Source organism: Terriglobus sp. RCC_193, from assembly GCF_041355105.1.
In the GTDB taxonomy this organism is placed as follows: domain Bacteria; phylum Acidobacteriota; class Terriglobia; order Terriglobales; family Acidobacteriaceae; genus Terriglobus.
In genome coordinates this window covers 782,612-804,334 of sequence record NZ_JBFUPK010000001.1, presented here as the reverse complement: position 1 = coordinate 804,334, position 21,723 = coordinate 782,612, and the positions used below count along the sequence as shown (strand labels likewise).

The window sequence follows — 21,723 nt, the reverse complement described above, 5'->3', positions numbered from 1 at the left end:
ATTTCGCTGGAGCAGCAATTTTCAGCAATTCACGCCTGCTAACTAATTCCTTAGTACCTCGTCCATCACAATAGGACGCATGCCGAGGAATCGCTCCAATACGTTGACCGAAGCCGAACTGAGGCTGATGCGCCTGCTTTGGCAGATGGGCGAATGCTCAGTGCAGGACCTGGTTTCTGCCATGCCGGAGGCGCAGCGGCTGGCGTATACGTCTGTTCTGACCACGATCCGCATTCTGGAGACCAAGGGATATGTGGAGCATCGGCAGGAGGGACGCGCGTTTGTCTATACCGCTACCGTTGCCGAGCAGGATGCGCAGCAGAGCGAAGTTCGGCATGTGATGCATCGCTTCTTTGGCAACAGTCGCGAACGGCTGATGCTGGCCCTGCTGGGCGATGTCGATGTGAGCCGCGATGAACTGGACAAGTTGAAACAGGCCATTGCCGAAGCAGAAGCCGCTGCTGCGAAACGCGGTGCGGAACAGGAGGATGCGGAATGACTCCTGTGTTGGCACACATCTCTTCTGTGATGGCGACATCGTGGGCTGCGAGCCTGTGGCAGGGGCTTGCGCTGTCGTTGCTGGCGGTGGCCCTGCTGCGGTTGATGCCGAAGGCTTCCGCGGCGCTGCGTCATAGTATTTTGCTGGCCGTATTTGCGGCGGCGACTGTGCTTCCCCTGCTGCATATGCCGATGCATGTGGCGGCAATGGCACCGCAGGCCTCGCCTGCCGCGATCCGCATGGCACCGTGGTTTGCAGTGGCGGTGGCAGCGGTTTGGCTGGTGACTTCGCTGTTCCGAGCGATCAGTCTTGGCATGGCATGGATGCATCTGCGACAGGTTCGTCGCGATGCGACGCCGATTGCAGTAGAAGCAATGAACATCTTTACGGCGGGGAATCGCCGCGCGGTCCTTTGCTCTTCTTCCCAGGTGAGTTCGCCGGCGGTGCTGGGATTCTTTCGGCCAGTGTTGCTATTGCCGGAATGGCTTGTACCTTCGCTGTCTCCGGATGAACTGCGCCAGATTGCCGCACATGAATGCGAGCATCTGCGCCGTCGCGATGACTGGATCAATCTTGCGTTACAGATTGGGCTGGTTCTGATGCCGCTGAATCCGGCGCTGCTGTGGCTGAATCGTCGCATTGCCGAGCAGCGTGAACTGGCGTGTGATGCGGCAGTGGTTGCATCGACTGCGCAGCCACTGGCGTATGCCGCTTCGCTGACGCGCATGGCGGAACAGCGGATGCAGCAGAATGGGTTGCGGCTGGCCCTGGCGGCGCTGGGACGCAAATCAGAACTGGCGCAGCGAGTACATGCGCTGCTGCGTGAGCCGGTGGCAGGATGGTCTCGCAGGCAGTCTGCTGCGGCGTGCAGTATGGCTGCGTTTGCCCTGTTGGCAGCGTCTGCTGGTTTGAGCCGTGTGCCGCGATTGATTCGTGTGGCCCCTGCTGAGATTATTCAGCCTGAGGTGGCGGTAACGACGCCAGCCAAGGCGATTGAGCTGTATCACCAGAAGAGTGTGGCAGCCGCACCGGAAGGGCGCATGGTTCCTGCTGCGTTTGAAGTCCCGCTAGTGCGCAAGTCTGCGCGTCATGCGGTGAAACAAACAGCGGTGAAGCATGAAGCAAATGCGACTCTTGCACCGAAGACGAATGCGCCGCGTCTGCTTCGCACGGCAACGACTGCAACACGTGGGCCGCGCATGATCGACACGGCGACGCAGGACGATATGCAGCAGCCACGCTTCATTACCACCGAGTTTATTCAGCCCTACGTGGCCGTCCCCGTTCGCGGCGGATGGCTGCTCATCGAGTTGTAGTTCCAACCAACGTTACCCGGAGAAGAAACACTATGTCCGCAACAACTAATTCCTTAGTAGACAAGAAAAAAGTTCGCCGCTTTGCTCTGCCTGGATCGCTTGCCGCTGTTGCGGTGCTGGGTTCTGCGATGGCTTTTCATGGCATGGGTGGTGTGCATGCCGGCGCGGTGACCGCTGCTGCGCTGGATGACCAGAGCGTGTCTTCCCTTTCCGCGTTGGATCAGGATATGGAACGCCTGGCTGCGCGAGTGACGCCTGCCGTGGTCAATGTCGCCGTTACCAGTCGAGGAGGCGAGGAGGAGGAGGACGACAATAACGATGGTCAGGCACAGCAGCAGATCGATCCGTCGCAGATTCCTCCGCAGCTACGCCAGTTCTTTGGCTTAGGTGGTGGCCGTGGACAGGGCCGCATGCAGCCGCAGCAGCAGCCGCTGCGTCATGGTGTGGGTTCGGGCGTGATCATTTCGTCGGACGGCTACATCATCACGAACAACCATGTGGTGGAGGGCGCAACGCAGATCAAGGTGACGCTGCATGATCGCCGCGTGCTGAACGGCAAGGTGCTGGGTACGGATAAGCTGACGGATATTGCCGTGATCAAGGTGGACGCGCATGATCTGCCTGCGATCTCGTGGGGCGACAGCGGGAAGCTACAGCCGGGACAGACGGTGCTGGCGTTTGGCAGTCCGTTTGGCGTGCTGCAGTTCAGCGTGACACGCGGCATTGTGTCAGCGGTGAATCGTTCCCCCATGTCAGGCGATGCACGTACGCCGGGTGGTTTGATTCAGACGGATGCTGCGGTGAACCCCGGCAACAGTGGTGGTCCGCTGGTGAATGCGCATGGCGAACTGGTCGGCATTAACCAGATGATTGCGACGAACAGCGGCAGCTTTGCGGGTGCGAGCTTTGCGATCCCGTCTTCGACAGCCAAGGCGATTGCTGACCAGATCATCAAAACAGGTGCGGTGCACCATGGCTATCTGGGCATTGCGATGAACGATGTGACGCCGGAGAATGCGCAGTTCTTTAACCTGACAGATGCGTTGGGGGCGATTGTGTCGCAGGTGACGCCGGGTTCGCCTGCTGCGAATGCTGGCATGAAGAACGGCGATGTCATCACGAGCATCAACGGCAAGCCGGTGGAGAATGGCAGCGCGTTGCAGGTGAATGTGGCGCAGATGACGCCGGGAACGAAGATTGACCTGGGCATCAATCGCAGTGGCCAGCACCAGAGTGTGAATGTGACTCTGGGTGAATACAACAAGGACAAGGAAGTTGCCGCCAATGATGGCGACAGCAACGGAAAGCAGGGCAACAGCGGCAAGTTGGGTGTTGCTATGAGCGACCTCACGCCGGACATCCGTCAGCAGATGAACATCCCAGCCAGCGTGAACGGGGCAGCGGTGGCGCAGGTTCGTCCGGGGTCGCCCGCGGAAGATGCGGGGCTGCAACCGGGTGACGTGATCATGGAAGTGAACCGTAAGCCGACCACTTCCGCAGACCAGGTGGCAAGCAATATCAAGGCCGCGCCCAATGGCAAAAATGTGCTGTTGCTGGTGTGGTCCAACGGTGGCGCCAGCTATCGCGTGGTGACGCCAAACGCGGGTTAATCTTCCATTAACGCCGTGACAAGGGGCTGGCTTCGTGCCGGCCCTTTGCTTTCCCGCGACGTTGTAGGCGTAGGAGAGGAAAGCAGGTCCTTCGACTTCGCTGCGCTTCGCTCAGGATGACGATTTGAAAAGCCGAGATGGCAACAACGAAGTAGACGAAACGCTACACTAGCGTTATGGCAACGCTTTCGATCCGCGACCTCGATCTCCACGGCAAGCGCGTTTTTCTGCGCGTCGACTTCAATGTTCCGCTTTCCAAGGATGGCGGTGAAATTCTGGATGACACGCGTATTCGCGAGACGCTTCCTACGATTGAATATGCGCTGCGGCATAAGGCTCGGCTGATTCTTGCGGCGCATCTTGGACGTCCCAAGGGCGAGCGCGTGGAGACGATGAGTCTGCGGCCGGTGGTGGATCGCCTGCGTATGCTGCTGGATGCGGACCTGGGCGCTTCGCGCAATGTGGCTTTCTCGCCGGACTGCGTGGGCGAGATTGCCGAAGAGCTGGTGGACAAACTGGAGCAGGGACAGGCGCTGCTGCTGGAGAATCTTCGCTTTCACAAGGAAGAGGAAAAGAACGATCCGGCATTTGCAAAGAAGCTGGCATCGCTGGCGGATATTTACGTCAACGATGCGTTTGGCGCGGCGCATCGCGCGCATGCATCGACGGAAGGCATTACGCATTTTGTGAAGCAATCGGCCAGCGGCCTGTTGATGGATAAGGAACTTAACTATCTGGGTAAGGCGCTGGAATCGCCCGATAAGCCTTTTGTGGCCATCATTGGTGGAGCAAAGGTCAGCGACAAGATTGAAGTCATCGACAACCTGCTGAACAAGGTGGATGCCATCATTGTGGGCGGCGGCATGGCCTATACGTTCCTGAATGCGCGGGGACAAAAGACCGGCAAGAGCCTGCTGGAGGCCGACAAGATTGATGTGGCTGCCGCTGCGTTGAAGAAGGCCGAAGAGAAGGGTGTGAAGTTCCTGCTGCCCGTCGATCACATTCTGGCGGACAAGTTTGCACCCGATGCGAAGACGGAACTCTTTGACGGTACGGGTGATTTCCCTGCTGACCTGATGGCGCTGGACATTGGCCCGAAGTCGATCAAGCTGTTCACCGATGAGATCAAGGAAGCGCGCACGATCGTGTGGAATGGGCCGATGGGCGTGTTTGAGATGCCTGCGTTTGCGAAGGGCACCATGACGGTTGCCCATGCTGTGGCGGACAACATGGATGCTACGAGCATCGTCGGTGGGGGCGATTCCGTTTCGGCCGCACACATGGCGGGCGTGACCGACAAGATCACGCATATCTCCACCGGTGGCGGCGCTTCCCTGGAGTTTCTGGAAGGCAAAACGCTTCCCGGAGTAGCGGCACTTACACAGAAGTAACCGTACAGGGTGGCGAAAGATGCCTTTCGCCACCTATCATGCAAGCTGCTTTACGGAGAGAACACTCGAGTGTCTACACGCAAGAAGATCATTGCCGGCAACTGGAAGATGTACAAGACTCCACGCGAATCGCTGGAGTTTCTGAATGCGTTTCTGCCCAAGGTCCACGACCATGAACGGGACGAGATCATCATCTTTCCGACGGCGACGTCGCTTTCTACCGTGATTGACCGCGTACGCGGCACGCATCTGCGCGCGGGTGCGCAGACGATGCACTGGCTCAACGAAGGTCCGTACACCGGCCAGACTTCGCCGAACATGCTCACCAGCATTGGCGCAACACATGTGCTGCTGGGCCATTCCGAGCGCCGTCTGTACGCCAACGAGACGTATGAACACGTGAACCTGAAGATCAAGGCCGCCATCGTGCACGATCTGATTCCGGTGCTTTGCCTGGGTGAGCAACTGGTGGATCGGCAGGGCGGATTTACGCGCGACATCATCATGGCGCAGATGGGCGCCGCGCTGTCCAACATTCCTGCAGAAAATGCCACGCAGATTGTGATTGCCTATGAGCCGGTTTGGGCTATCGGCACAGGATCGACGGCATCACCTGAGATTGCAAATGAGGTACACAGTATCATCCGTTCACAACTGGAATGGGTCTTTAACGCCGAGATTGCGAACAATGCCCGCATTCTTTACGGTGGTTCTGTGAAGCCGGAAAACAGCGCTGCATTATTGACGCAACCGGATATCGACGGGCTTCTGGTGGGTGGCGCGAGCCTTGATCCGGCCTGTTTTGCGAAGATCGTTCACACGAAGTATTGAGTCCCGACACTGTTCTCTCGCAAATGCAAATGCCTTCCAGCCTGCATATTTTGGCTGGAAGGCATTTGCATTTGCGACAAAATAAGCCTGGGTGGAGATCCTTCGCTTTGCTCAGGATGACAGTCCCAAAACCCGGCTCGATTAGCGTGCGTGACGATAAGTGTGATGGACGCGGTGATGACGGTGATGGCGCGGCTGGGCAGAAGCGACAGTTCCGGCAACGGTAAGAACGAGAACGGCAAGAAGTGCAAGGATGCTGCTACGAATCATCTTCAAAAGGGAGAAACTCCACTGGCAGAAAGCCATTGATGGAATTTTCTGTGAGAACCGCGGAAGCGTGGCCTGTGAAAATGAATTTATGTGCAGGGGTGTTCCCTGCGTGGTTCCCCACGCGAATGAACTTTAGTGAACGACGCCAGCCTGATCGAAGGGCCAATAGACGAAGCTGGCCTTGCCGTAAATCAGGGTGCGGTCCACGGGGCCGAAGTCGCGGCTGTCCGAGGAGATGGAACGGTGATCGCCCATGACAAAGTATTCGTTCGCCGGAACGGTCATCTCCGGCTGCGAGCGCTCATCTGCGAATCGCAAGGGGACGTACGATTCCTTGAGTAACCTGTCGTTCACGAACACGCGGCCATGCTCGATGCGCAAACGGTCGCCGGGAAGCGCAATGACCCGTTTGATATAACTTTTGGTGAGGTCGCGGGGATAGTGGAAGACGACCACATCGCTGGGATGGATCTCTCCCACGTGATAGGCAAGCTTGTTAATGAACAGGCGATCCTGGTCCTGCAACATGGGCACCATGCTGGTGCCTTCCACGCGGACGGGTTGGTACAGAAACAGAATGATAAAAACTGAGACTGCAACGGAGGCTAATACGTCTCTCAACCATGCCCAGGAGACGGCTTTGCGTACCGGAGTTGTCTCTTCCACGTTCTGCTGCTCTGTGTCGTTCATTGCCCTTCTACTACTGTATAAGACGGGCGAGATGACACAATAGTCACAGTTCTGGAGCGATTCCAGCAGATATCTGAAAGGATTTTCCCGGCATCGAAATAGCTTGGACTAGAATGACGATGGCGAAGGACACAGAAGATCCATGCCTGCACTCATGATCGAAGAACAGAACAATACGGCCCTGCAAGATAAGCAGGGCATCCGCTCCCTGGCCACCGAGCGGCAAAACGAAGCTTCTGAGGGGTTCGACACCAAGTCGGCTCTTGAGATCGCACGCATCATCAATGCGGAAGATGCAAAAGTCGCCGCAGCGGTGAAGAAGGCACTCCCGGAGATTGCGCAGGTTATCGACGTGGTGGCGCGCTGTCTTCGCGATGGCGGTCGGCTCATCTACGTGGGTGCCGGTTCGTCTGGACGCATTGCTTCGCTGGATGCGGCGGAATGTCCAGCCACCTTCTCCACGCAACCCGCGCAGGTGCAGTACATCATGTGCGGCGGCCCCAAGGCACTGGCCAGCGCTGCGGATGTGAATGAAGACTCGCCTGATATGGGCCAGCGCGACATTGCCAAGCGACGCCCCACCCGGAAAGACATTGTGATCGGCATCTCTGCGTCCGGGCGTACTCCATATGTCGTGGGCGCGGTGGAATATGCGCGCCTGCGTGGCGCCCAGACCGCGGCAATTGTCTGCAATCAGGGGACGCGACTGGCAGATGCAGCCGATATCTGCATGGTGGCCGAAGTGGGGCCGGAAGTCATCAGCGGGTCCACTCGCCTGAAGGCATCCACCGCGCAAAAGATGATCACGAACATGATCACGACCGGAGCGATGACCCGGCTTGGATATGTGTACGACAACCTGATGGTGAACGTGCACATGAAGAACGAAAAGCTGGTGGAACGCGGCATCAATGTGCTGCAGCGCGTTACCGGCGTCGATCGGGAAACAGCGATTCGCACCATCAAATCCGCCGGCAAGTCCATTCCGATTGCGGTGGTGATGCTGAAGGCGAGCGTCGATAAGATGGAAGCCGTTCGCCGACTGCAGAAGTCAGATGGCAATGTTCGTCGCGCGATTGAAAATGCACCGCTCGATCTTTAAAGTAAGACTTTCTATTTACGACGTAAGGGCCAGCATTTGCTGGCCCTTCGTTCTGTCCTGAGGTGGATTCTAGCTCACTGGGACAGCGTCGGATGCAGAGCTATCCAGTTCGCCGTCGCTCCACGCCTCTGCCGACACGTCTGGAAAGAACATGAAGAAACAGGTGCCGGAATGCTCGCCTTCGCGGGTGCGGAGACGTACGGAACCCCGATGTTTGCGAATGATCTCTTCACTTACCCAGAGGCCGAGTCCTGTGCCGGTTGCATGCTTGGTGGTGAAGAAGGCTTCGAAGACCTTGCGCGCGGTCTCCACCGACATGCCATGTCCCGTGTCTGCGACCGTCAGCAGCAGACCATTGGAAGCAATTGCCGTGCGGCGTATACGGATGGACAGCGTTCCTCCACCTGACATGGCGTCCAGCGAGTTGGCCACCAGATTTGCCAGAAGCTGCCGCATTTCCCCGGCAAAACAGACAAGGGAGACGTCGCCACGACTTTCGCGCAGGACGTTGATGTTGGCACGCAGCAGACGTGGCTGGTAAAGCGCGAATACTGAATCCACAATCTCATTCAGATCGACCCGGGCTCGTGAGACCGATTGCCGATAGAAACGCAGCGTCTGTTGCGTTACCTGCGCTACGCGTGTGAGTTCTTCCTGCGCCATCTCGATGAATCCCAGCGCGCTGACATCCATCGGCTGATGATGGCGAAGGATGTAGAGCAGGTTCGTGACGGATTCCAGCGGGTTATTGATCTCATGCGCCACGCTGGCTGCCAGGCGACCTGCAGCGGCCAGCTTTTCGGTGCGCCGCAGCGTCTCTTCGGCCTTCAGGCGTTCTGTGATTTCGCTGCAGACGACGCCTACCCAGCGCACATTTTCCGTGGAGGTTCGCACCGGATAGAACTGCATCAACCAGGCACGCGGCGAGTCCTCGCGCCCATTCCGCAGTTCAAGATTACGAATGCCCTGCCCTGTTTTAAAAACCTCTGCGACGCGGGCCCTTACGTCTGCGGCTAAAGAACCGGCCAGGACGCCGCCATCCGCGTCCTGCGTGCCGAACATGACGGAGAAGAAGTCGTTCTGGCGCACAATCTGAAAGTTCGCATCCAGAAAGGCAAATCCGATGGGCGCGTTGCCCAGCATGGAGTCGAGCAATGCCAGTGTTTCCAGCAGGCCGCTGCGCTGCTCTTCCAGTTCACGGACCATGGTGTTGAAGTTTTCCGTCAATACGCCGGCTTCATTTTGTACCGAGACGGGTAATGGAAACTCAGGATTGGGCAGGGTGCCACGTAATACGCGGTGCGTCGCCAGGCTCAACGTCCGAATAGGCTTTGTCATGCGGCGAACGATCAGGAAGATGGGCAACAGGTTGGCCAGAAGCGCCAGTGCACCATACATGAGCGCCATGCGGACAATCGGACTGACCGTGTTGGTTGCGGAAACCGGGTTAGGCTCCAACCACAGCAGAGCTACGGGTTTGCCATTTTCCAGCAGCGGTGTGACGGCCTCCACCTGGCCGCTTTTCGCACGGAAGATGTGCTGCCCGGTAACGGTAGGAAGAATTTTCCGTTCCTGCTCGTCCAGTTCGCGATTCATGCCGCCCTTGCTGGCAGCGACGGTGTTGCCAGCAAGGTCCGTTAACCGCGTGGACTGGATGCTGGGCGCGATCTCTGCCAACTCCAGGAGCTCATGGAGGGCCTCGTAATCACTGCGCCGAATCCGTTCGGTACAGGCAGCGGCCAGTCGGTCAATCTGGCTGGAGATGCGTGCTTCCAGGTTCTTGCGCGATACCTGTCTGGTAGTAGCGACGACGTAATAGAGATATCCGCCGAGCACAAGTGTTTGCGCAAGGATAATTCCGAGTACAAGCTGGGCAAAAAAGGTTCGCGGCACAAGGCGGCGCATGTACGTGATTATCATGCACGGACAAGCCTACGCCAAAGGGCTGCGGGAAAGCACCCTTCCCGTTTTCGGACCCGACTTATTGTCAGACCGAAAATGGCTCCGTCAGAGACGGACTCTGCGGCGTGAAGAGAACACCGCCGCCCGGTGTGATATGCATGCAGTCCTCAAGGCGGACACCGAACTCGTTTGGAAGGTAGATGCCGGGTTCGTCGCTGAAGCACATGCCTGTTTCGAGGATGGTCTTATTGCCGCGTACAAGGTAAGGCCATTCGTGGCCGTCCATGCCGATACCGTGGCCGAGGCGATGTGTGAACGTCTTGTAATCCGGGCCGAAACCGGCAGCGGTGATGATGTCTCGCGCGGCCTTGTCCACGGCCTGGCATTCATTGCCTGACTTGGCGGCATCGCGCGCGGCAGCCTGCGCCTTGTGCACCGTGTCGAAGACGCGCTTCATCTTGTCGGAGGGTGTGCCGTAGACGAATGTCCGCGAGATGTCCGCGGCGTAGCCTTCCACGGTGCAGCCGTCGTCGATGAGAACGATATCGTTTTCCTTGATGACCTGCGGCTTGATGGAGCCATGCGGAAGTGCGCTGTAGATGCCTGTTTCGCAGCTTGAGAAGCCGGGGAATCCACTCTTGACGTACGCTGCGCCCATCAGCGCGCTGAAGTCTGCGGTGTTCATACCGGGGTGACCGGCCTTCCACGCTGCCTCATACACAGAGAGCGTCACCTGATTCGCCAGCGTCAGCAGATCCAGTTCGTGCTTTGTCTTGATCCGGCGGCAACCAGCGGTGATCGGCGTTCCATCCACCACTTGCAGATTCGGATTTGCTTTTGCAATTTCCGATGCGTAGATGTAGGGTGTCTTCTCTTCGATGCCAAGCTTGCCGGTGCGCAGACCGGCGTCCGCCAATCCTTTGCCCACCAGAGCGAAAGGACTTTCATCTTCGTGCCATGTGTAGATGCGCACGTTCTGGCCGCCCGGGATGGTATCGAGACGCTCGCGCATGCGGTCCTCTTCAAACGACGGGCAGACGAGAAATGCCGCGCCTTTAACGGGGATGACAAACGCGAACATGCGTTCGCTGTTGCCGCTGCGGATGCCGGTGAAATACACCATGGACGTTCCACCTGCGAGCAATACACCGGCGAGTCCCTGCCGCGCCATCAACTCCTGCGCGCGGGCGATGCGTTCGCCGCGTTCCGCCACGGTGATAGGCGTTGCTTCTGCCTTGCGGTTGGGAAGAGCCGCGATAGATGGCGGCAGGGGACCCTTCACAGGAGCCTGTGTCTCGGGGCGCTGTGCTTCCGCCATCAACGAAGTGGAAGCTGCAGCCAATGCGGCTTGCGAGAGAAAATGGCGGCGGTTCATGAAGATTCTCCTTCGCGCCGGGTCGTATGACGCGATGGCGCTTCCCTGCAGAAATGTTTGAGTAACAACAAGATATCAGCAAGTGGCGTTCGCACCAGCAGTCGTGGCAAAAAGTTGCGCGCAACGATTGCGTACGGGGGTGTTTGTACCTGCAGAGCGAATGCTGATGTTTGCCGCTCTTGTAAGGAGTAACCCGTGATGAAACAGATCGTCCTCACCTCTGCCCTTCTTCTCTCGTTTACAGAAACAGCCGCCTTCGCGCAGGCCGCTGCACCGCAGACCTCTGCACTATAAACGCAGGTAACACACAAGCATCACCATCGCGCGCATAACCCGCATAAAGTTGCGCTGAAGATGGGTAAGAAGCTTGGCTTGTCGCAGGACCAGACGGCGAAACTGGAACCCATTCTGGCCGAACGCCAGCAGAAGATGAAGGCGCTTCGTAGCGACACGACCCTGACGGCTGACCAGAAGAAAGATCAACGACGCCAGGTTCAGCAAAACACCCAGACGGAGCTGTCTGGCGTGTTGACACCGGAACAGATGCAGCAGTTGAAGACCATGCGGCAGATGCATCGCCACGGCGCTAAAACTGGCGCTTAAGCCAACCCATAACGTGGTGCGAGCGCGGCAGCGAGTGCCGCGCTCTGCTCATTTCTCCGCAATCCATGTGTGGGCTGGCAGTGTTCTGCGGAATGCCTCAAACTGCGGCTGCAAACGCCGCGCCGCAGCGGGCGAGGTCGCATAGAAATCCACGCCGATGGTGGCGATCGGGCTGTCAAAGCGTTGCGGCGATTGATGCAGTACGCCGAGCTTGATCCAACCTGGCGGAGGATCGTCAAACCATGAGGCGTAGATCATGACAAGCCCAACGTTGTGTTCCCTGGTGACGCGATCCAGCCATGCTGTATCACGATTTGCCTCGCGCAGGGTTTCGAGGTTGGCCAGCCCGATCAAGTCAAGGATGTAGAACTTTCCGCGGGCGTTCAAACTGACCCAGCCGAGGTCGTTTACCGCAACGTTTTCTGAGCCCAGCTGCTGCACGAAGCGATGCATTTCATATTGCTGCCGCGCGATTTCAAGGGAGCCTCCCGGCGATCCCAAGAGCGGGGGCACAAAGGCCACGGCACTCAGCAGCGCAAGGAGCCATACCACAGGCGCAAGCAGCCTCTGCCCTTTCATGGCGTGAAACAGCAGTCCCAACGCGAGAAGCAGAACGAAGATGCGGAGTGCGACGTCGTAACGGAAGAACCAGTCGTACGGTCCGACGAGAGCCATTGCAACCGCTGCCAACAGGACTGTCATCATGGGCCACATCGCGTAGCGTCGCCGCAGATATATGCAGGATGTTGCAATCGCCACCAGGCACCCAAAGATCACGCGACGCGACGGTCGGAGAAATAAGCCCTTCGCGTTCTCAACAGTCAGCTCCGCAAGGTGGGCAAGGCCGCCTGTGTCGCCACCGCTGGCGTGCATGCCGCCTTTCGCCATGACGGAATTGGGAAAAGGTGGCAGGCCGTGTGCGTGAAGAAAGAGTCCTAATCCGATGAGAGGCAGCAGGCTGACCGCAAAAACAGTCAGGGCTGCGCCGTAGCGACGCTTGAACAGCAGCACCGCGCAAACCGATCCGGTGTACACCACGTTCTCGTAGCGGACGGCTGGGGCGAGTGCGGCGGCGGCGAGATATGGCCACGGAATCGAATCACCTTCATATCCGTGGAAGATTGCGATGACACATGCAACAACTAACAAGACCTGGAAGGAATGTTCCATTCCAGTCATGGTTAGCCCCGGCATATTGGCAGCCAGCACCAGGCAGATGGCGAACCCGGCGATGGGCAGGTTGCCGAATCCGGCAGATCGCAATCGAGGTTCCAGCCAGCGCCCCAGAAGGATGCAGGTCCCCAGTGAAAACACCATGTTCAGTACCAGCGGCACCCATTCGCCGACCACTGTGCGACTCAAAGGGGCGAGCAGCAACGGCCACAAGACACTCGAAGATGGAGACGTGGTTTCGCCCGGATTGATGCCGTAATGGCCCGCTGCGATGTTCTGGGCCAGCGCCAGATGGATATACGGATCATCCAGGGTGTAGCTGAAGTGGGGTGCGTGCAGGAGGACGATCACCAACGTCACGGCCACTGCCGTCAGATATGCGCCAATCATGACCGGGGTGAGAAGCCTCTGCGGGGCTGGCAACCCCGTGTGCTCCGGACGATGGCTTTCCGTCCGGCCGAAGGATTTCAACATAAAAAGGAACCTCTCCCGATAACCTGCAAACCTGACAAGTCTTCCGTAGACTTAAGTACATGGATAAGTTTGTTGTCCGTGGTGGCAATCCGTTGCTTGGCACCATCAAGGTTTCCGGCGCAAAGAACTCGGCTCTTCCGTGCATGGCTGCGGCCATCCTTACAGAAGAAGAAGTGGTTCTTGAAAACATTCCCCAGGTCCGCGACATTGAGACCGAACGCAAGCTGCTGGAAAGCATGGGCGCGCATGTGGAGCTGGGCTATGGCCGCGCGCAGCATCGCACCACGATCCAGTGCGCTGTGCTGTCCGATCCGGAAGCCAAGTACGAGATTGTGAAGACCATGCGCGCGTCGTCGCTGGTGCTTGGACCGCTGGTGGCACGTGCCGGCATTGCTCGCGTGGCGCTGCCCGGCGGATGCTCCATCGGCGACCGCCCCATTGACCTGCACCTGAAGGGTCTGGAACTGATGGGCGCGAAGATCACGCAGGAGTATGGCTACATTGAAGCCAAGGCGGATCGACTGCACGGTGCGCATATCTCCTTTGACAAGATTACCGTCACCGGTACGGAAGACCTGTTGATGGCAGCGACCCTGGCCGACGGCGAAACCGTGATGGAAAACTGCGCGCAGGAACCGGAAGTAACTGACCTGGCCGAGATGCTGATCGGCATGGGTGCGCAGATTGAAGGCGCAGGCACGTCCACCATCCGCGTGAAAGGTGTGTCGAAGCTGCATGGCGTACGCCATCGTATCAATCCGGATCGCATTGAAGCAGGCACATTCCTCATTGCCGGAGCGATCTCCGGTGGCGATCTGAATGTGGATTCGCTGAACCCCGCGCATCTGGGCGCTGTGATTGCCAAGCTGGAAGAGTGCGGCGTGCGTATGGATGTGGGCAAGGACAACATTCGCGTACGCAGCGAAGGCCGTGGATCGCTGAAGGCCGCGGACATTACCACCGTGGAGTATCCGGGCTTCCCCACCGACATGCAGGCGCAGTACATGGCGCTGGCAACGCAGGCGGAAGGCACCAGCATCATTACGGAAAACATCTTCGAAAACCGTTTCATGCACGTGCCGGAGCTGTCGCGCATGGGAGCGAACATCCGTGTGGAAGGCCGCACCGCAACCGTTCGCGGCCGCACGCCGTTACAGTCCGCCGCAGTAATGTGCAGCGATCTTCGCGCTTCAGCGTCGTTGGTGCTGGCCGCACTGATTGCCGATGGCGAAACCATCCTGGATCGCGTGTACCACATTGACCGTGGCTACGAGCGTATTGAAGAAAAGCTTCGCGGTGTGGGCGCGCAGATTCGCCGTATGGGCGAGGTCTTCAGTAAACGATAGGCAGCAAAACTAGCAACGTAGAAGGCCCGGCGATGCCGGGCCTTTACTTCATCTCCTGCGAAGTATGCGGCGGGTGACCTGCCCATCGGCTTTCCCCCGAAACCCCCTGAGCACGTTAGTATGGAAGCCACTGACACCCAATTCCCGCAGGAGTTCTCTGCCCATGCGTCGTCTATCGCGGCTTGCCGCTACGCTGCTCTGCTTTTCGTTCGCCTCGCTTGCGGCCTCCGCGCAGATTCCCCTGCTGAGTGAACGCAAGGACTGGTCCGGCCCTGCCGATGCATGGTGGGCGCATGTCTCGTATCTTGCAGATGACAAGCTGGAAGGCCGTCGCGCTGGAACTCCGGGCTACGAAAAGGCTGTCGCGTACGTGGAAGAGCAGTTCAAATCGATTGGATTGAAGCCTGCGGGTACCAACGGTTATCAGCAGTCATTTGCGCTTGTACCCACGTCCATTGATACGGCCGCTTCGTTCTTCCGCGTGAATGTTAACGGCAAGACCGTCGACTTTCCTATTGGCACCGATGCGACACTGGCTCCCGGCACAGAGAACACCTCGATCTCGAATGCTCCAATGGTCTTCATTGGCTATGGTCTGCGCATTCCGAAGAAGCATATCGACGACTTCGCCGGTGCAGACGTAAAGGGCAAGGTGGTTGTCTTTTTCAATGCACCGCCGATCAACCTGCAAGGGCCGCAACGCGCGTATGCTCGCGGCAACGATCAGCGCTGGAAACAGCTTGCGGCGGCTGGTGCGGTGGGTATGATTTCGCTGGCACCTGCACCACCGCAGAACAACGCGAACGGCCCGGCCCGTGCGGGCGGCGCACGTCTTCTGTTCGAAGATCCTGCGCTGAACAGCATGAAGGGTTTGCAGGTGAGCGCGACGATTGCCTACAGTGCCGCCGAGAAGTTGTTTGAAGGCAGCGGCCACAGCTACGAAGAGTTGCGCAAACTGGCGAATGCCGGCGAGACGCTGCCGCACTTTGCACTGCCCGGCACGCTGGAAGCCAGGACGACGATCAGCAAGGGCACGCCGGTCCACATGTCCAACGTGATTGGCCTGCTGGAAGGTTCTGACGCGAAGCTGAAGAAGGAATATGTGGTGGTCAGTGCGCATCTGGACCACCTGGGCATTGGTCGTCCTGTGAATGGTGACAGCCTCTACAACGGCGCTATGGACAATGCTTCCGGCTCGGCTTCCGTGATGGAATGCGCCAAGCTGATGGCGAAGTATCCGCATCCGAAGCGGTCGATTCTGTTCATTGCACTTGCGGGTGAAGAGTTGGGCGAACTTGGTTCTGCCTATTTTGCCACCAAGCCCACCGTTCCCAAGAAGGACGTGGTGGCCGACCTGAACATGGACATGTATCTGCCGCTCTTTCCGCTGCGGTTTATCGAGGTGCAGGGGCTGGGCGAGAGCACGCTTGGTAATGATGCCCGCGCTGCCTTCCAGTTGAACGATGCGGAAGTTCAGTTTGACAAGCAGCCGGATGAGAACCGCTTTGTCCGTTCCGACCAGGTGAACTTTGTGAAGCAGGGCATTCCGGCGCTGGCCTTCAAGTTCGGCTGGACACCGGATTCGCCCGAACAGAAAGTCTTCATGGATTGGGTCAAAACCCGCTATCACAAGCCCAGCGATGACCTGCAACAGCCTGTCGACAAGGTAGCCGCGGCACAGTTCACGGTAGTCCTGGGACAGCTCACCACACGAGTGGCCAACGGACCGCGACCGGAATGGTACCCGGAGAGCTCTTTTGCGGATCAGAGCGTTCCCACCAAATAGCCGGCAACGATCACCGCACACAAACGCCAGCCGGTATTCACCGGCTGGCGTTACTCTTGTAAGAGAGGAGACTTTCGATGGCGACCGCACCCGCGCTGATGACAATCGAGCAGTATCTTCACACGTCCTACAGCCCTGACGTCGATTTCGTCGACGGCCACATTGAGGAAAGAAACTTGGGCGAATTCGATCACGGCCATCTTCAGGTTCTACTAAGTTCCTGGTTCCTTCAACATATGTCTACGACCGGGCTCGTCCCGTGCAGCGAATTGCGTATTCGTGTTTCACCTTATCGGATTCGTATTTGTGATGTTGCAGCGGTTTCACGCGATATCAAACGCGAACAGGTAGCCGTAACGCCGCCGGTGGTTTGCATTGAAATTCTTTCCCCGGAAGATCGCCTTTCCCGTGCGGAAGCTGTCCTGTCTGATTACCGCGAAATGGGCGTACCAAACATCTGGTTGATCGATCCTGTACGTCGCGCAGCTTACTTCTTTAATCGCGATGGTCTTCATCACGCGCAGAACAACATTCTGCCCATCGCAGGCACCGAACACTCTGTAGACGTCAACTCTCTTTTTGCAGCACTGGATGAACTGAACGCATGAGCACAGAACTGGAATACGAAAACACGCAGCCCCCCGCAGCCATGCCCGGCGTCAAGGTGGCTATCCTGGGCACCGGCAAGATGGGCGGCATTCTTCTGCAGGCCTTCCTGAAAAACAACCTGCTGCACGCGGAGCAGATCATCGCCACGGTTGCCCATCCGGAACGTGCCCACGCTCTGTCCGCGCAGTACAGCGTAGAGGTCATCACGGACAATCTGGAAGCGGCGAAGCAGGCAGACGTGATCCTGCTGGGCGTCAAGCCGATCCAGGTTCCGGCATTGATTGAGCAGATTCGGCCGGTACTGACACCGCAGAAGATGCTGGTGTCGTTTGCAGCTTCGGTGAAGACCTCGGCAATTGAAGATGCTGCCGGCATCGAGATTCCCGTGGTGCGTTCCATGCCGAACACCCCGGCGATGCTGGGTGCGGGCATTACGGCGCTTTGCCGCGGACGCTTTGTGTCGGAAGATCAGCTTGGCATTGCGCAGCGCATCTTCGGAACCGTTGGCCGCACCGTGGTGGTGGATGAAAAACACATGGATGCCGTCACCGGTCTCTCTGGCTCCGGTCCCGCGTTCATTTACATCATCATTGAGGCGCTGGCCGAAGCGGGTGTCAACGTTGGCCTGCCGCGCGATATCGCAACACTACTTGCTGCTCAGACGACGTTCGGCTCTGCACGTATGGTGCTGGAAACCGGCTACCATCCTGCCCTGCTAAAAGACGCGGTCACCACGCCGGCCGGTTGCACGGTGGACGGCATTCTTGAACTGGAAGAAGGCGGTCTGCGCGTGACGCTGATTAAAGCTGTGAAGCGCGCGACGCAACGCGCGAAAGAACTTGCTGCAGGATAAACAACATTTAGTTAGGGAAACGAACTATGCATACCGCCGTTGCCACGCCCAGCCAGACACACTCTTTGAAGGGAGTGCGTCTGTGGGCGTGGGCTACGCTTGCGCTTTTTGTAGTGGTGGTTTTGCAGGGAGCGGTGGTACGGGCCACGTCTTCCGGTGCGGGCTGCGGCGCTCATTGGCCGCTGTGTAATGGTGAAGTACTCCCTCACTTCCAGCGGCTGGCCACGGTCATTGAGTTCATGCACCGGTCGCTGACCGGCATCTCAGGCACCATGTTCTTTGTCCTGACAGCATGGACATTCCTGGCTACACCGAAGCAGCATCCCGCACGCAAAGCTGCGGTGTGGTCGCTCGTTTTTCTGATACTGGAAGCGCTTCTGGGCGCGGTGCTGGTGCTGGGCCATTACGTTGAAAACAACACGTCGAATATGCGGGTGTTCGTACAATCCATCCACTTCACGAACACGATGATCCTGCTGGCGGCGACCACTGCCGTTGCTGTTCTGCTGGGGAATGTGAAGGCCGCGGCCTACAACAAACCGCTGCGACAGGCATCGTTGCTGACGATTGCGGCTGTTCTCATTACGGGTGCTGCAGGTTCGGTGGCAGCACTGGCGGATACGATCTTCCCATCGCACTCGCTTCAAGCCGCCATTGCAGCCGATTTCGCTGCGGATTCGCCGTTGCTGATCCGTATGCGCTGGATGCATCCCGCGGCTTCCCTGCTGATTGTTGCCGCTACGCTGCTGCTGGCGAAACGCCTCAAGCAGAACAACGCTGGCCCTGCGGCGAATCTGCTCTTCGCAAATCTTGCGTTGCAGATGTTGATTGGCGTTGCCGATGTGTTGATGCTGGCACCGACGTGGATCCAGGTGCTCCATCTGTTGGGTGCAGATTTGTTCTGGATTTCGCTCATTGGCATCAGTGTTCCGCTATTCCTTGCCGAGCCTTCCACCACATAGCGAACGCGCAGAAATGAAAAGCGGGGACGCTGAGACATCCCCGCTTTTCTGTGTTCCGATAAGGTCCTACTTGCCGTCGACCTTGTCGACCATCTTTTCGGTGCCTGTCTTGGTCTTGTGCGCAGCGACCTTGGTGCCATGTGCCGTGGCGTCGGCAGCTTTCACTGTGCCTTCCTTGGTCTTATGCGCGGCAACTTTGGTGCCGTGCTCTGTTGCATGAGCTGCTTTTACGGTGCCTTCCTTGGTCTTGTCGTAGCCGGTCTCGGTGCCCTTGGCGATGGCGTGTCCGGTGTTTTTAGTTGCCTTTACCGTGTCATGACCGGCATCCTTCAGATCCTGCCTGGCGGTCTGCGCCATGAGACTGCCCGCGGAAACCACCGCCCCTAAAGCCAACACTGCAAATCCTGTCTGTCGCATCATCTTGCCACTCCCTTTATGAAAGAAACGTCTTAGTGTTTCTTTCTATAGACTCTGAAACACGCATTCCGGTTGGACGTTGCGTGATATTCCGGGTTCGTTCACACATCTCTGATAGCCTTGCGCAGCATAACCGCATCTAACACAAGAGACACATGCCAACACCTGCACGCAAAGGAAAACCCGCTGCCACTCGTAGCGGAAGCGCAACATCCGCCCATAGCATCCAGCCGCGCCATTCCTTCTTCAATCGCGACGAATCCTGGTTGCGGTTTAACAGCCGCGTTCTGGAAGAGGCACAGGACACCACCAATCCGTTGCTGGAGCGCGTGAAGTTTCTTGCGATTACGGCTTCCAATCTGGATGAGTTCATTGAAGTCCGCGTGGCCGGTATCCTGCAGCGTATTGAAGACGGCTATCAGCAGCCATCCGGCGATGATGATGACGGTCTTACAGAGCAGGAACGATTGGATCAACTGGCCGATCATCTGCATCGTTTCAGCCGGGAACAATACTCCTGCTGGACGCGCGATTTGTTGCCCTCATTGCGTAAAGCGGGCATCGATATCGTTTCCTGGAAGCAACTGGATGACGAAGCCCTGCGCCACGCCGCGGAGTTTTATGAGCGTGAAGTCGATCCCCTGCTGACGCCGGTCACGATTGATCCGACACATCCGTTTCCGCGTGTGTTGAACAAAGCGTTATGCATTGGATTGCTGCTGCGCCGCAAAGGAAATAAGCGCGACAAACGTTCGTTGGGAGGCAGCACGCTGGGCGTGGTGACCGTGCCGCGTATGTTGCCACGGTTGATTCGCCTGCCCTCTCAGGAAGGGACGTATCGATTTCTCTTCCTGCACGAACTGATTGAAGAGCGCACGCAGAGGCTCTTTCCCGGATACGAAATCCTTGCGCGATCGCCCTTCCGTGTAACGCGCAACAGCAATCTGTATCTACAGGAAGAAGAATCGCGCTCACTGCTGGAGAGTGTGCGTGCGGAGCTTCACAATCGCCGCAAAGGCGATGCGGTGCGATTGGAGATTTCAGCAGGAGCGGATGAGGAGTTGATCGATCAGCTTCGCGTCAACTTCGAGCTGGATCGCTGGCAGGTCTTCCGGGTTGACGAACCGGTTAACCTTACGCGGTTGATGGAGGTCTACAGCGCCGTCGACCGTGCCGACCTTAAGTTCTCACGTTTTGCCGGACGAGAATTCGTACCACCCCCGCTACAGGATGGACGCCCGGGCTGCCTGTTTGACACCATTCGCAATCGTGACATCCTGCTGCACCATCCGTTCGACTCGTTCCGCACCGTCGAGAAATTTATTGAAGCAGGCACGGAAGACGAGCGAGTCATGTCCATTAAGCAGACGCTGTATCGAACGTCGCGCGACTCACCGCTATTCCAGGCACTGCTGGATGCGGCGCAGGCCACGGATGTAACAGTGGTGGTGGAGCTGATGGCGCGCTTCGACGAAGACTCCAACATCCGCTGGGCGCGCACGCTGGAAGACGCGGGTGTGCAGGTGTTTCACGGCATCGTTGGCCTGAAGACGCACGCGAAACTGGCGCTGCTGGTGCGTCGTGATCCCGATGGTGTTACACGCCGCTATGCGCATCTGGGTACGGGAAATTACAACTCCATTACCGCACGCTTTTATACCGATGTGAGTTTGCTGACGGCGAACGAAGCGGTCACCTCTGCTGTGCAGAAGGTTTTCAATTACCTGACTGCCGACGCGCAGAATGAAAACTTCCGGCCGCTGCTGGTGGCGCCCGTTACGCTGGCCACGGACATTCTGCACCTGATTGAACGCGAGGCACAGCACGCGCGTGCAGGCCGTCCCGCGCGCATCATTGCAAAGATGAATGCGCTGCTGGATGGCAACACTGTTCGCGCGTTGTATGCCGCTTCACAGGCTGGCGTGGAGATTGACCTCATCGTCCGAGGCATGTGCGCACTGCGTCCCGGCGTGCGCAAGTTGAGCGAACGCATTCGTGTGCGTTCCATTGTTGGGCGTTTCCTGGAACACAGCCGCATCTACTGGTTCCAGAATGGCAGCACAAGCGACAACGGAGGCGCCAACGACCATACCGAGGTTTACTGCGGCTCCGCGGACTGGATGCCACGCAACCTGTTTGAGCGATGCGAAGCGGTATACCCCGTCACGCAGCCGGACCTGAAAAAACGTCTGCGGCACGAGATTCTGGAGACCTATCTTGCGGACACGGTGAAGGCGCGGTTTCTGCAGGAGGACGGCAGTTATACGCGGCCTCCGCTGGGCGCTCGCCCTGTGAATGCGCAGGAACGTTTGATGGAACTGGCGGCACTGCCCTGGCCTGACTCTGCGTCTTCCGCGATGCCTGCTGCAAAGGCAAAGCCGGTTGTGCAAATAGCGAGCAAGACACCAGCGAAGAAAGCTGCTGTCAAGAAGGCAACGACAGTTGCGAAGAAGACGTCGGCTGCGCGCAAATCTTCAACGAGCAAAAAGACAAGCCGTCCCTGAGCGTATGCTC

General features: G+C 58.0%; 19 protein-coding genes. 14 read left to right on the top strand and 5 right to left on the bottom strand.

What is annotated here, in order from left to right:
* Positions 1-79 precede the first annotated feature (79 nt).
* The 6 genes from AB6729_RS03345 to AB6729_RS03320 all read left to right on the top strand — a co-directional run bounded on the left by AB6729_RS03345 (position 80) and on the right by AB6729_RS03320 (position 5,956).
* The gene (locus AB6729_RS03345) at positions 80-499 is read left to right on the top strand and encodes a BlaI/MecI/CopY family transcriptional regulator (RefSeq protein ID WP_371080141.1); all 420 of its coding nucleotides are present in this window, start codon (positions 80-82) and stop codon (positions 497-499) included.
* Positions 496-1,815, top strand: a complete 1,320-nt coding sequence (locus AB6729_RS03340) for a M56 family metallopeptidase (RefSeq protein WP_371080140.1) — start codon at positions 496-498, stop codon at positions 1,813-1,815. Before AB6729_RS03345 ends, AB6729_RS03340 begins: the two co-directional genes overlap by 4 nt.
* 32 nt (positions 1,816-1,847) lie before the next feature.
* Positions 1,848-3,425, top strand: coding sequence for a trypsin-like peptidase domain-containing protein (locus tag AB6729_RS03335; protein ID WP_371080139.1), 1,578 nt, complete (start codon positions 1,848-1,850; stop codon positions 3,423-3,425).
* Positions 3,426-3,601: 176 nt separating this feature from the next.
* Complete coding sequence (pgk, locus tag AB6729_RS03330) at positions 3,602-4,816, top strand: phosphoglycerate kinase (protein WP_371080138.1); 1,215 nt, start codon at positions 3,602-3,604, stop codon at positions 4,814-4,816.
* A gap of 69 nt (positions 4,817-4,885) precedes the next feature.
* Positions 4,886-5,647: a triose-phosphate isomerase gene (tpiA, locus tag AB6729_RS03325; RefSeq protein WP_371080137.1), complete on the top strand. Its 762-nt coding sequence runs from the start codon at positions 4,886-4,888 to the stop codon at positions 5,645-5,647.
* A 150-nt stretch (positions 5,648-5,797) separates the two neighbouring features.
* Positions 5,798-5,956: a hypothetical protein gene (locus tag AB6729_RS03320; protein WP_371080136.1), complete on the top strand. Its 159-nt coding sequence runs from the start codon at positions 5,798-5,800 to the stop codon at positions 5,954-5,956.
* Between the two features lie 93 nt (positions 5,957-6,049).
* Here the strand turns inward: AB6729_RS03320 and lepB are convergent, their stop codons facing one another.
* Positions 6,050-6,607 (bottom strand): signal peptidase I, encoded by a 558-nt coding sequence (gene lepB / locus AB6729_RS03315; RefSeq protein ID WP_371080135.1) that lies wholly within the window; start codon positions 6,605-6,607, stop codon positions 6,050-6,052.
* Between the two features lie 142 nt (positions 6,608-6,749).
* On the opposite strand from lepB, the gene murQ reads away from it, so the two are divergent.
* Positions 6,750-7,709: an N-acetylmuramic acid 6-phosphate etherase gene (gene murQ, locus AB6729_RS03310; protein WP_371080134.1), complete on the top strand. Its 960-nt coding sequence runs from the start codon at positions 6,750-6,752 to the stop codon at positions 7,707-7,709.
* A 69-nt stretch (positions 7,710-7,778) separates the two neighbouring features.
* Here the strand turns inward: murQ and AB6729_RS03305 are convergent, their stop codons facing one another.
* Together AB6729_RS03305 and AB6729_RS03300 are read right to left on the bottom strand one after the other, a co-directional pair.
* Positions 7,779-9,614 (bottom strand): PAS domain-containing sensor histidine kinase, encoded by a 1,836-nt coding sequence (locus tag AB6729_RS03305; protein WP_371080133.1) that lies wholly within the window; start codon positions 9,612-9,614, stop codon positions 7,779-7,781.
* Between the two features lie 82 nt (positions 9,615-9,696).
* Positions 9,697-10,986, bottom strand: a complete 1,290-nt coding sequence (locus AB6729_RS03300) for a M24 family metallopeptidase (protein ID WP_371080132.1) — start codon at positions 10,984-10,986, stop codon at positions 9,697-9,699.
* 354 nt (positions 10,987-11,340) lie between these two features.
* Here AB6729_RS03300 and AB6729_RS03295 point away from each other — a divergent pair, with 354 nt between their 5' ends.
* The gene (locus tag AB6729_RS03295; RefSeq protein WP_371080131.1) at positions 11,341-11,589 is read left to right on the top strand and encodes a hypothetical protein; all 249 of its coding nucleotides are present in this window, start codon (positions 11,341-11,343) and stop codon (positions 11,587-11,589) included.
* A 48-nt stretch (positions 11,590-11,637) separates the two neighbouring features.
* Here the strand turns inward: AB6729_RS03295 and AB6729_RS03290 are convergent, their stop codons facing one another.
* Positions 11,638-13,236 carry a hypothetical protein gene (locus AB6729_RS03290; protein WP_371080130.1) on the bottom strand — a complete coding sequence of 533 codons (1,599 nt, stop codon included), beginning with the start codon at positions 13,234-13,236 and terminating at the stop codon, positions 11,638-11,640.
* 59 nt (positions 13,237-13,295) lie between these two features.
* Here AB6729_RS03290 and murA point away from each other — a divergent pair, with 59 nt between their 5' ends.
* From murA to AB6729_RS03265, 5 genes are all read left to right on the top strand, one after another.
* On the top strand, positions 13,296-14,582 hold the full coding sequence (murA, locus tag AB6729_RS03285) for a UDP-N-acetylglucosamine 1-carboxyvinyltransferase (protein ID WP_371080129.1): 1,287 nt from the start codon (positions 13,296-13,298) through the stop codon (positions 14,580-14,582).
* 163 nt (positions 14,583-14,745) lie between these two features.
* Complete coding sequence (locus tag AB6729_RS03280) at positions 14,746-16,368, top strand: M28 family peptidase (RefSeq protein WP_371080128.1); 1,623 nt, start codon at positions 14,746-14,748, stop codon at positions 16,366-16,368.
* Positions 16,369-16,445: 77 nt separating this feature from the next.
* Positions 16,446-16,976, top strand: coding sequence for a Uma2 family endonuclease (locus AB6729_RS03275; RefSeq protein ID WP_371080127.1), 531 nt, complete (start codon positions 16,446-16,448; stop codon positions 16,974-16,976).
* Positions 16,973-17,830, top strand: coding sequence for a pyrroline-5-carboxylate reductase (gene proC / locus AB6729_RS03270; RefSeq protein ID WP_371080125.1), 858 nt, complete (start codon positions 16,973-16,975; stop codon positions 17,828-17,830). Before AB6729_RS03275 ends, proC begins: the two co-directional genes overlap by 4 nt.
* Positions 17,831-17,856: 26 nt before the next feature.
* Positions 17,857-18,792, top strand: a complete 936-nt coding sequence (locus AB6729_RS03265; RefSeq protein WP_371080124.1) for a heme A synthase — start codon at positions 17,857-17,859, stop codon at positions 18,790-18,792.
* A 66-nt stretch (positions 18,793-18,858) separates the two neighbouring features.
* Here the strand turns inward: AB6729_RS03265 and AB6729_RS03260 are convergent, their stop codons facing one another.
* Entirely contained in the window at positions 18,859-19,212 is a 354-nt protein-coding gene (locus AB6729_RS03260) for a hypothetical protein (protein ID WP_371080123.1), read from the bottom strand.
* 152 nt (positions 19,213-19,364) lie between these two features.
* Here AB6729_RS03260 and ppk1 point away from each other — a divergent pair, with 152 nt between their 5' ends.
* Positions 19,365-21,713, top strand: coding sequence for a polyphosphate kinase 1 (gene ppk1, locus AB6729_RS03255; RefSeq protein ID WP_371080122.1), 2,349 nt, complete (start codon positions 19,365-19,367; stop codon positions 21,711-21,713).
* Positions 21,714-21,723 lie beyond the last annotated feature (10 nt).

Coding starts and splice junctions, on each gene's coding strand:
- murQ (WP_371080134.1), top strand. CDS start 6,750: ATGCCTGCACTCATGATCGAAGAACAGAACAATACGGCCCTGCAAGAT.
- AB6729_RS03280 (WP_371080128.1), top strand. CDS start 14,746: ATGCGTCGTCTATCGCGGCTTGCCGCTACGCTGCTCTGCTTTTCGTTC.
- AB6729_RS03275 (WP_371080127.1), top strand. CDS start 16,446: ATGGCGACCGCACCCGCGCTGATGACAATCGAGCAGTATCTTCACACG.
- AB6729_RS03305 (WP_371080133.1), bottom strand. CDS start 9,614: ATGCGCCGCCTTGTGCCGCGAACCTTTTTTGCCCAGCTTGTACTCGGA.
- AB6729_RS03260 (WP_371080123.1), bottom strand. CDS start 19,212: ATGATGCGACAGACAGGATTTGCAGTGTTGGCTTTAGGGGCGGTGGTT.
- murA (WP_371080129.1), top strand. CDS start 13,296: ATGGATAAGTTTGTTGTCCGTGGTGGCAATCCGTTGCTTGGCACCATC.
- AB6729_RS03300 (WP_371080132.1), bottom strand. CDS start 10,986: ATGAACCGCCGCCATTTTCTCTCGCAAGCCGCATTGGCTGCAGCTTCC.
- AB6729_RS03345 (WP_371080141.1), top strand. CDS start 80: ATGCCGAGGAATCGCTCCAATACGTTGACCGAAGCCGAACTGAGGCTG.
- AB6729_RS03295 (WP_371080131.1), top strand. CDS start 11,341: ATGGGTAAGAAGCTTGGCTTGTCGCAGGACCAGACGGCGAAACTGGAA.
- proC (WP_371080125.1), top strand. CDS start 16,973: ATGAGCACAGAACTGGAATACGAAAACACGCAGCCCCCCGCAGCCATG.
- AB6729_RS03340 (WP_371080140.1), top strand. CDS start 496: ATGACTCCTGTGTTGGCACACATCTCTTCTGTGATGGCGACATCGTGG.
- pgk (WP_371080138.1), top strand. CDS start 3,602: ATGGCAACGCTTTCGATCCGCGACCTCGATCTCCACGGCAAGCGCGTT.
- ppk1 (WP_371080122.1), top strand. CDS start 19,365: ATGCCAACACCTGCACGCAAAGGAAAACCCGCTGCCACTCGTAGCGGA.
- AB6729_RS03335 (WP_371080139.1), top strand. CDS start 1,848: ATGTCCGCAACAACTAATTCCTTAGTAGACAAGAAAAAAGTTCGCCGC.
- AB6729_RS03290 (WP_371080130.1), bottom strand. CDS start 13,236: ATGTTGAAATCCTTCGGCCGGACGGAAAGCCATCGTCCGGAGCACACG.
- lepB (WP_371080135.1), bottom strand. CDS start 6,607: ATGAACGACACAGAGCAGCAGAACGTGGAAGAGACAACTCCGGTACGC.
- AB6729_RS03265 (WP_371080124.1), top strand. CDS start 17,857: ATGCATACCGCCGTTGCCACGCCCAGCCAGACACACTCTTTGAAGGGA.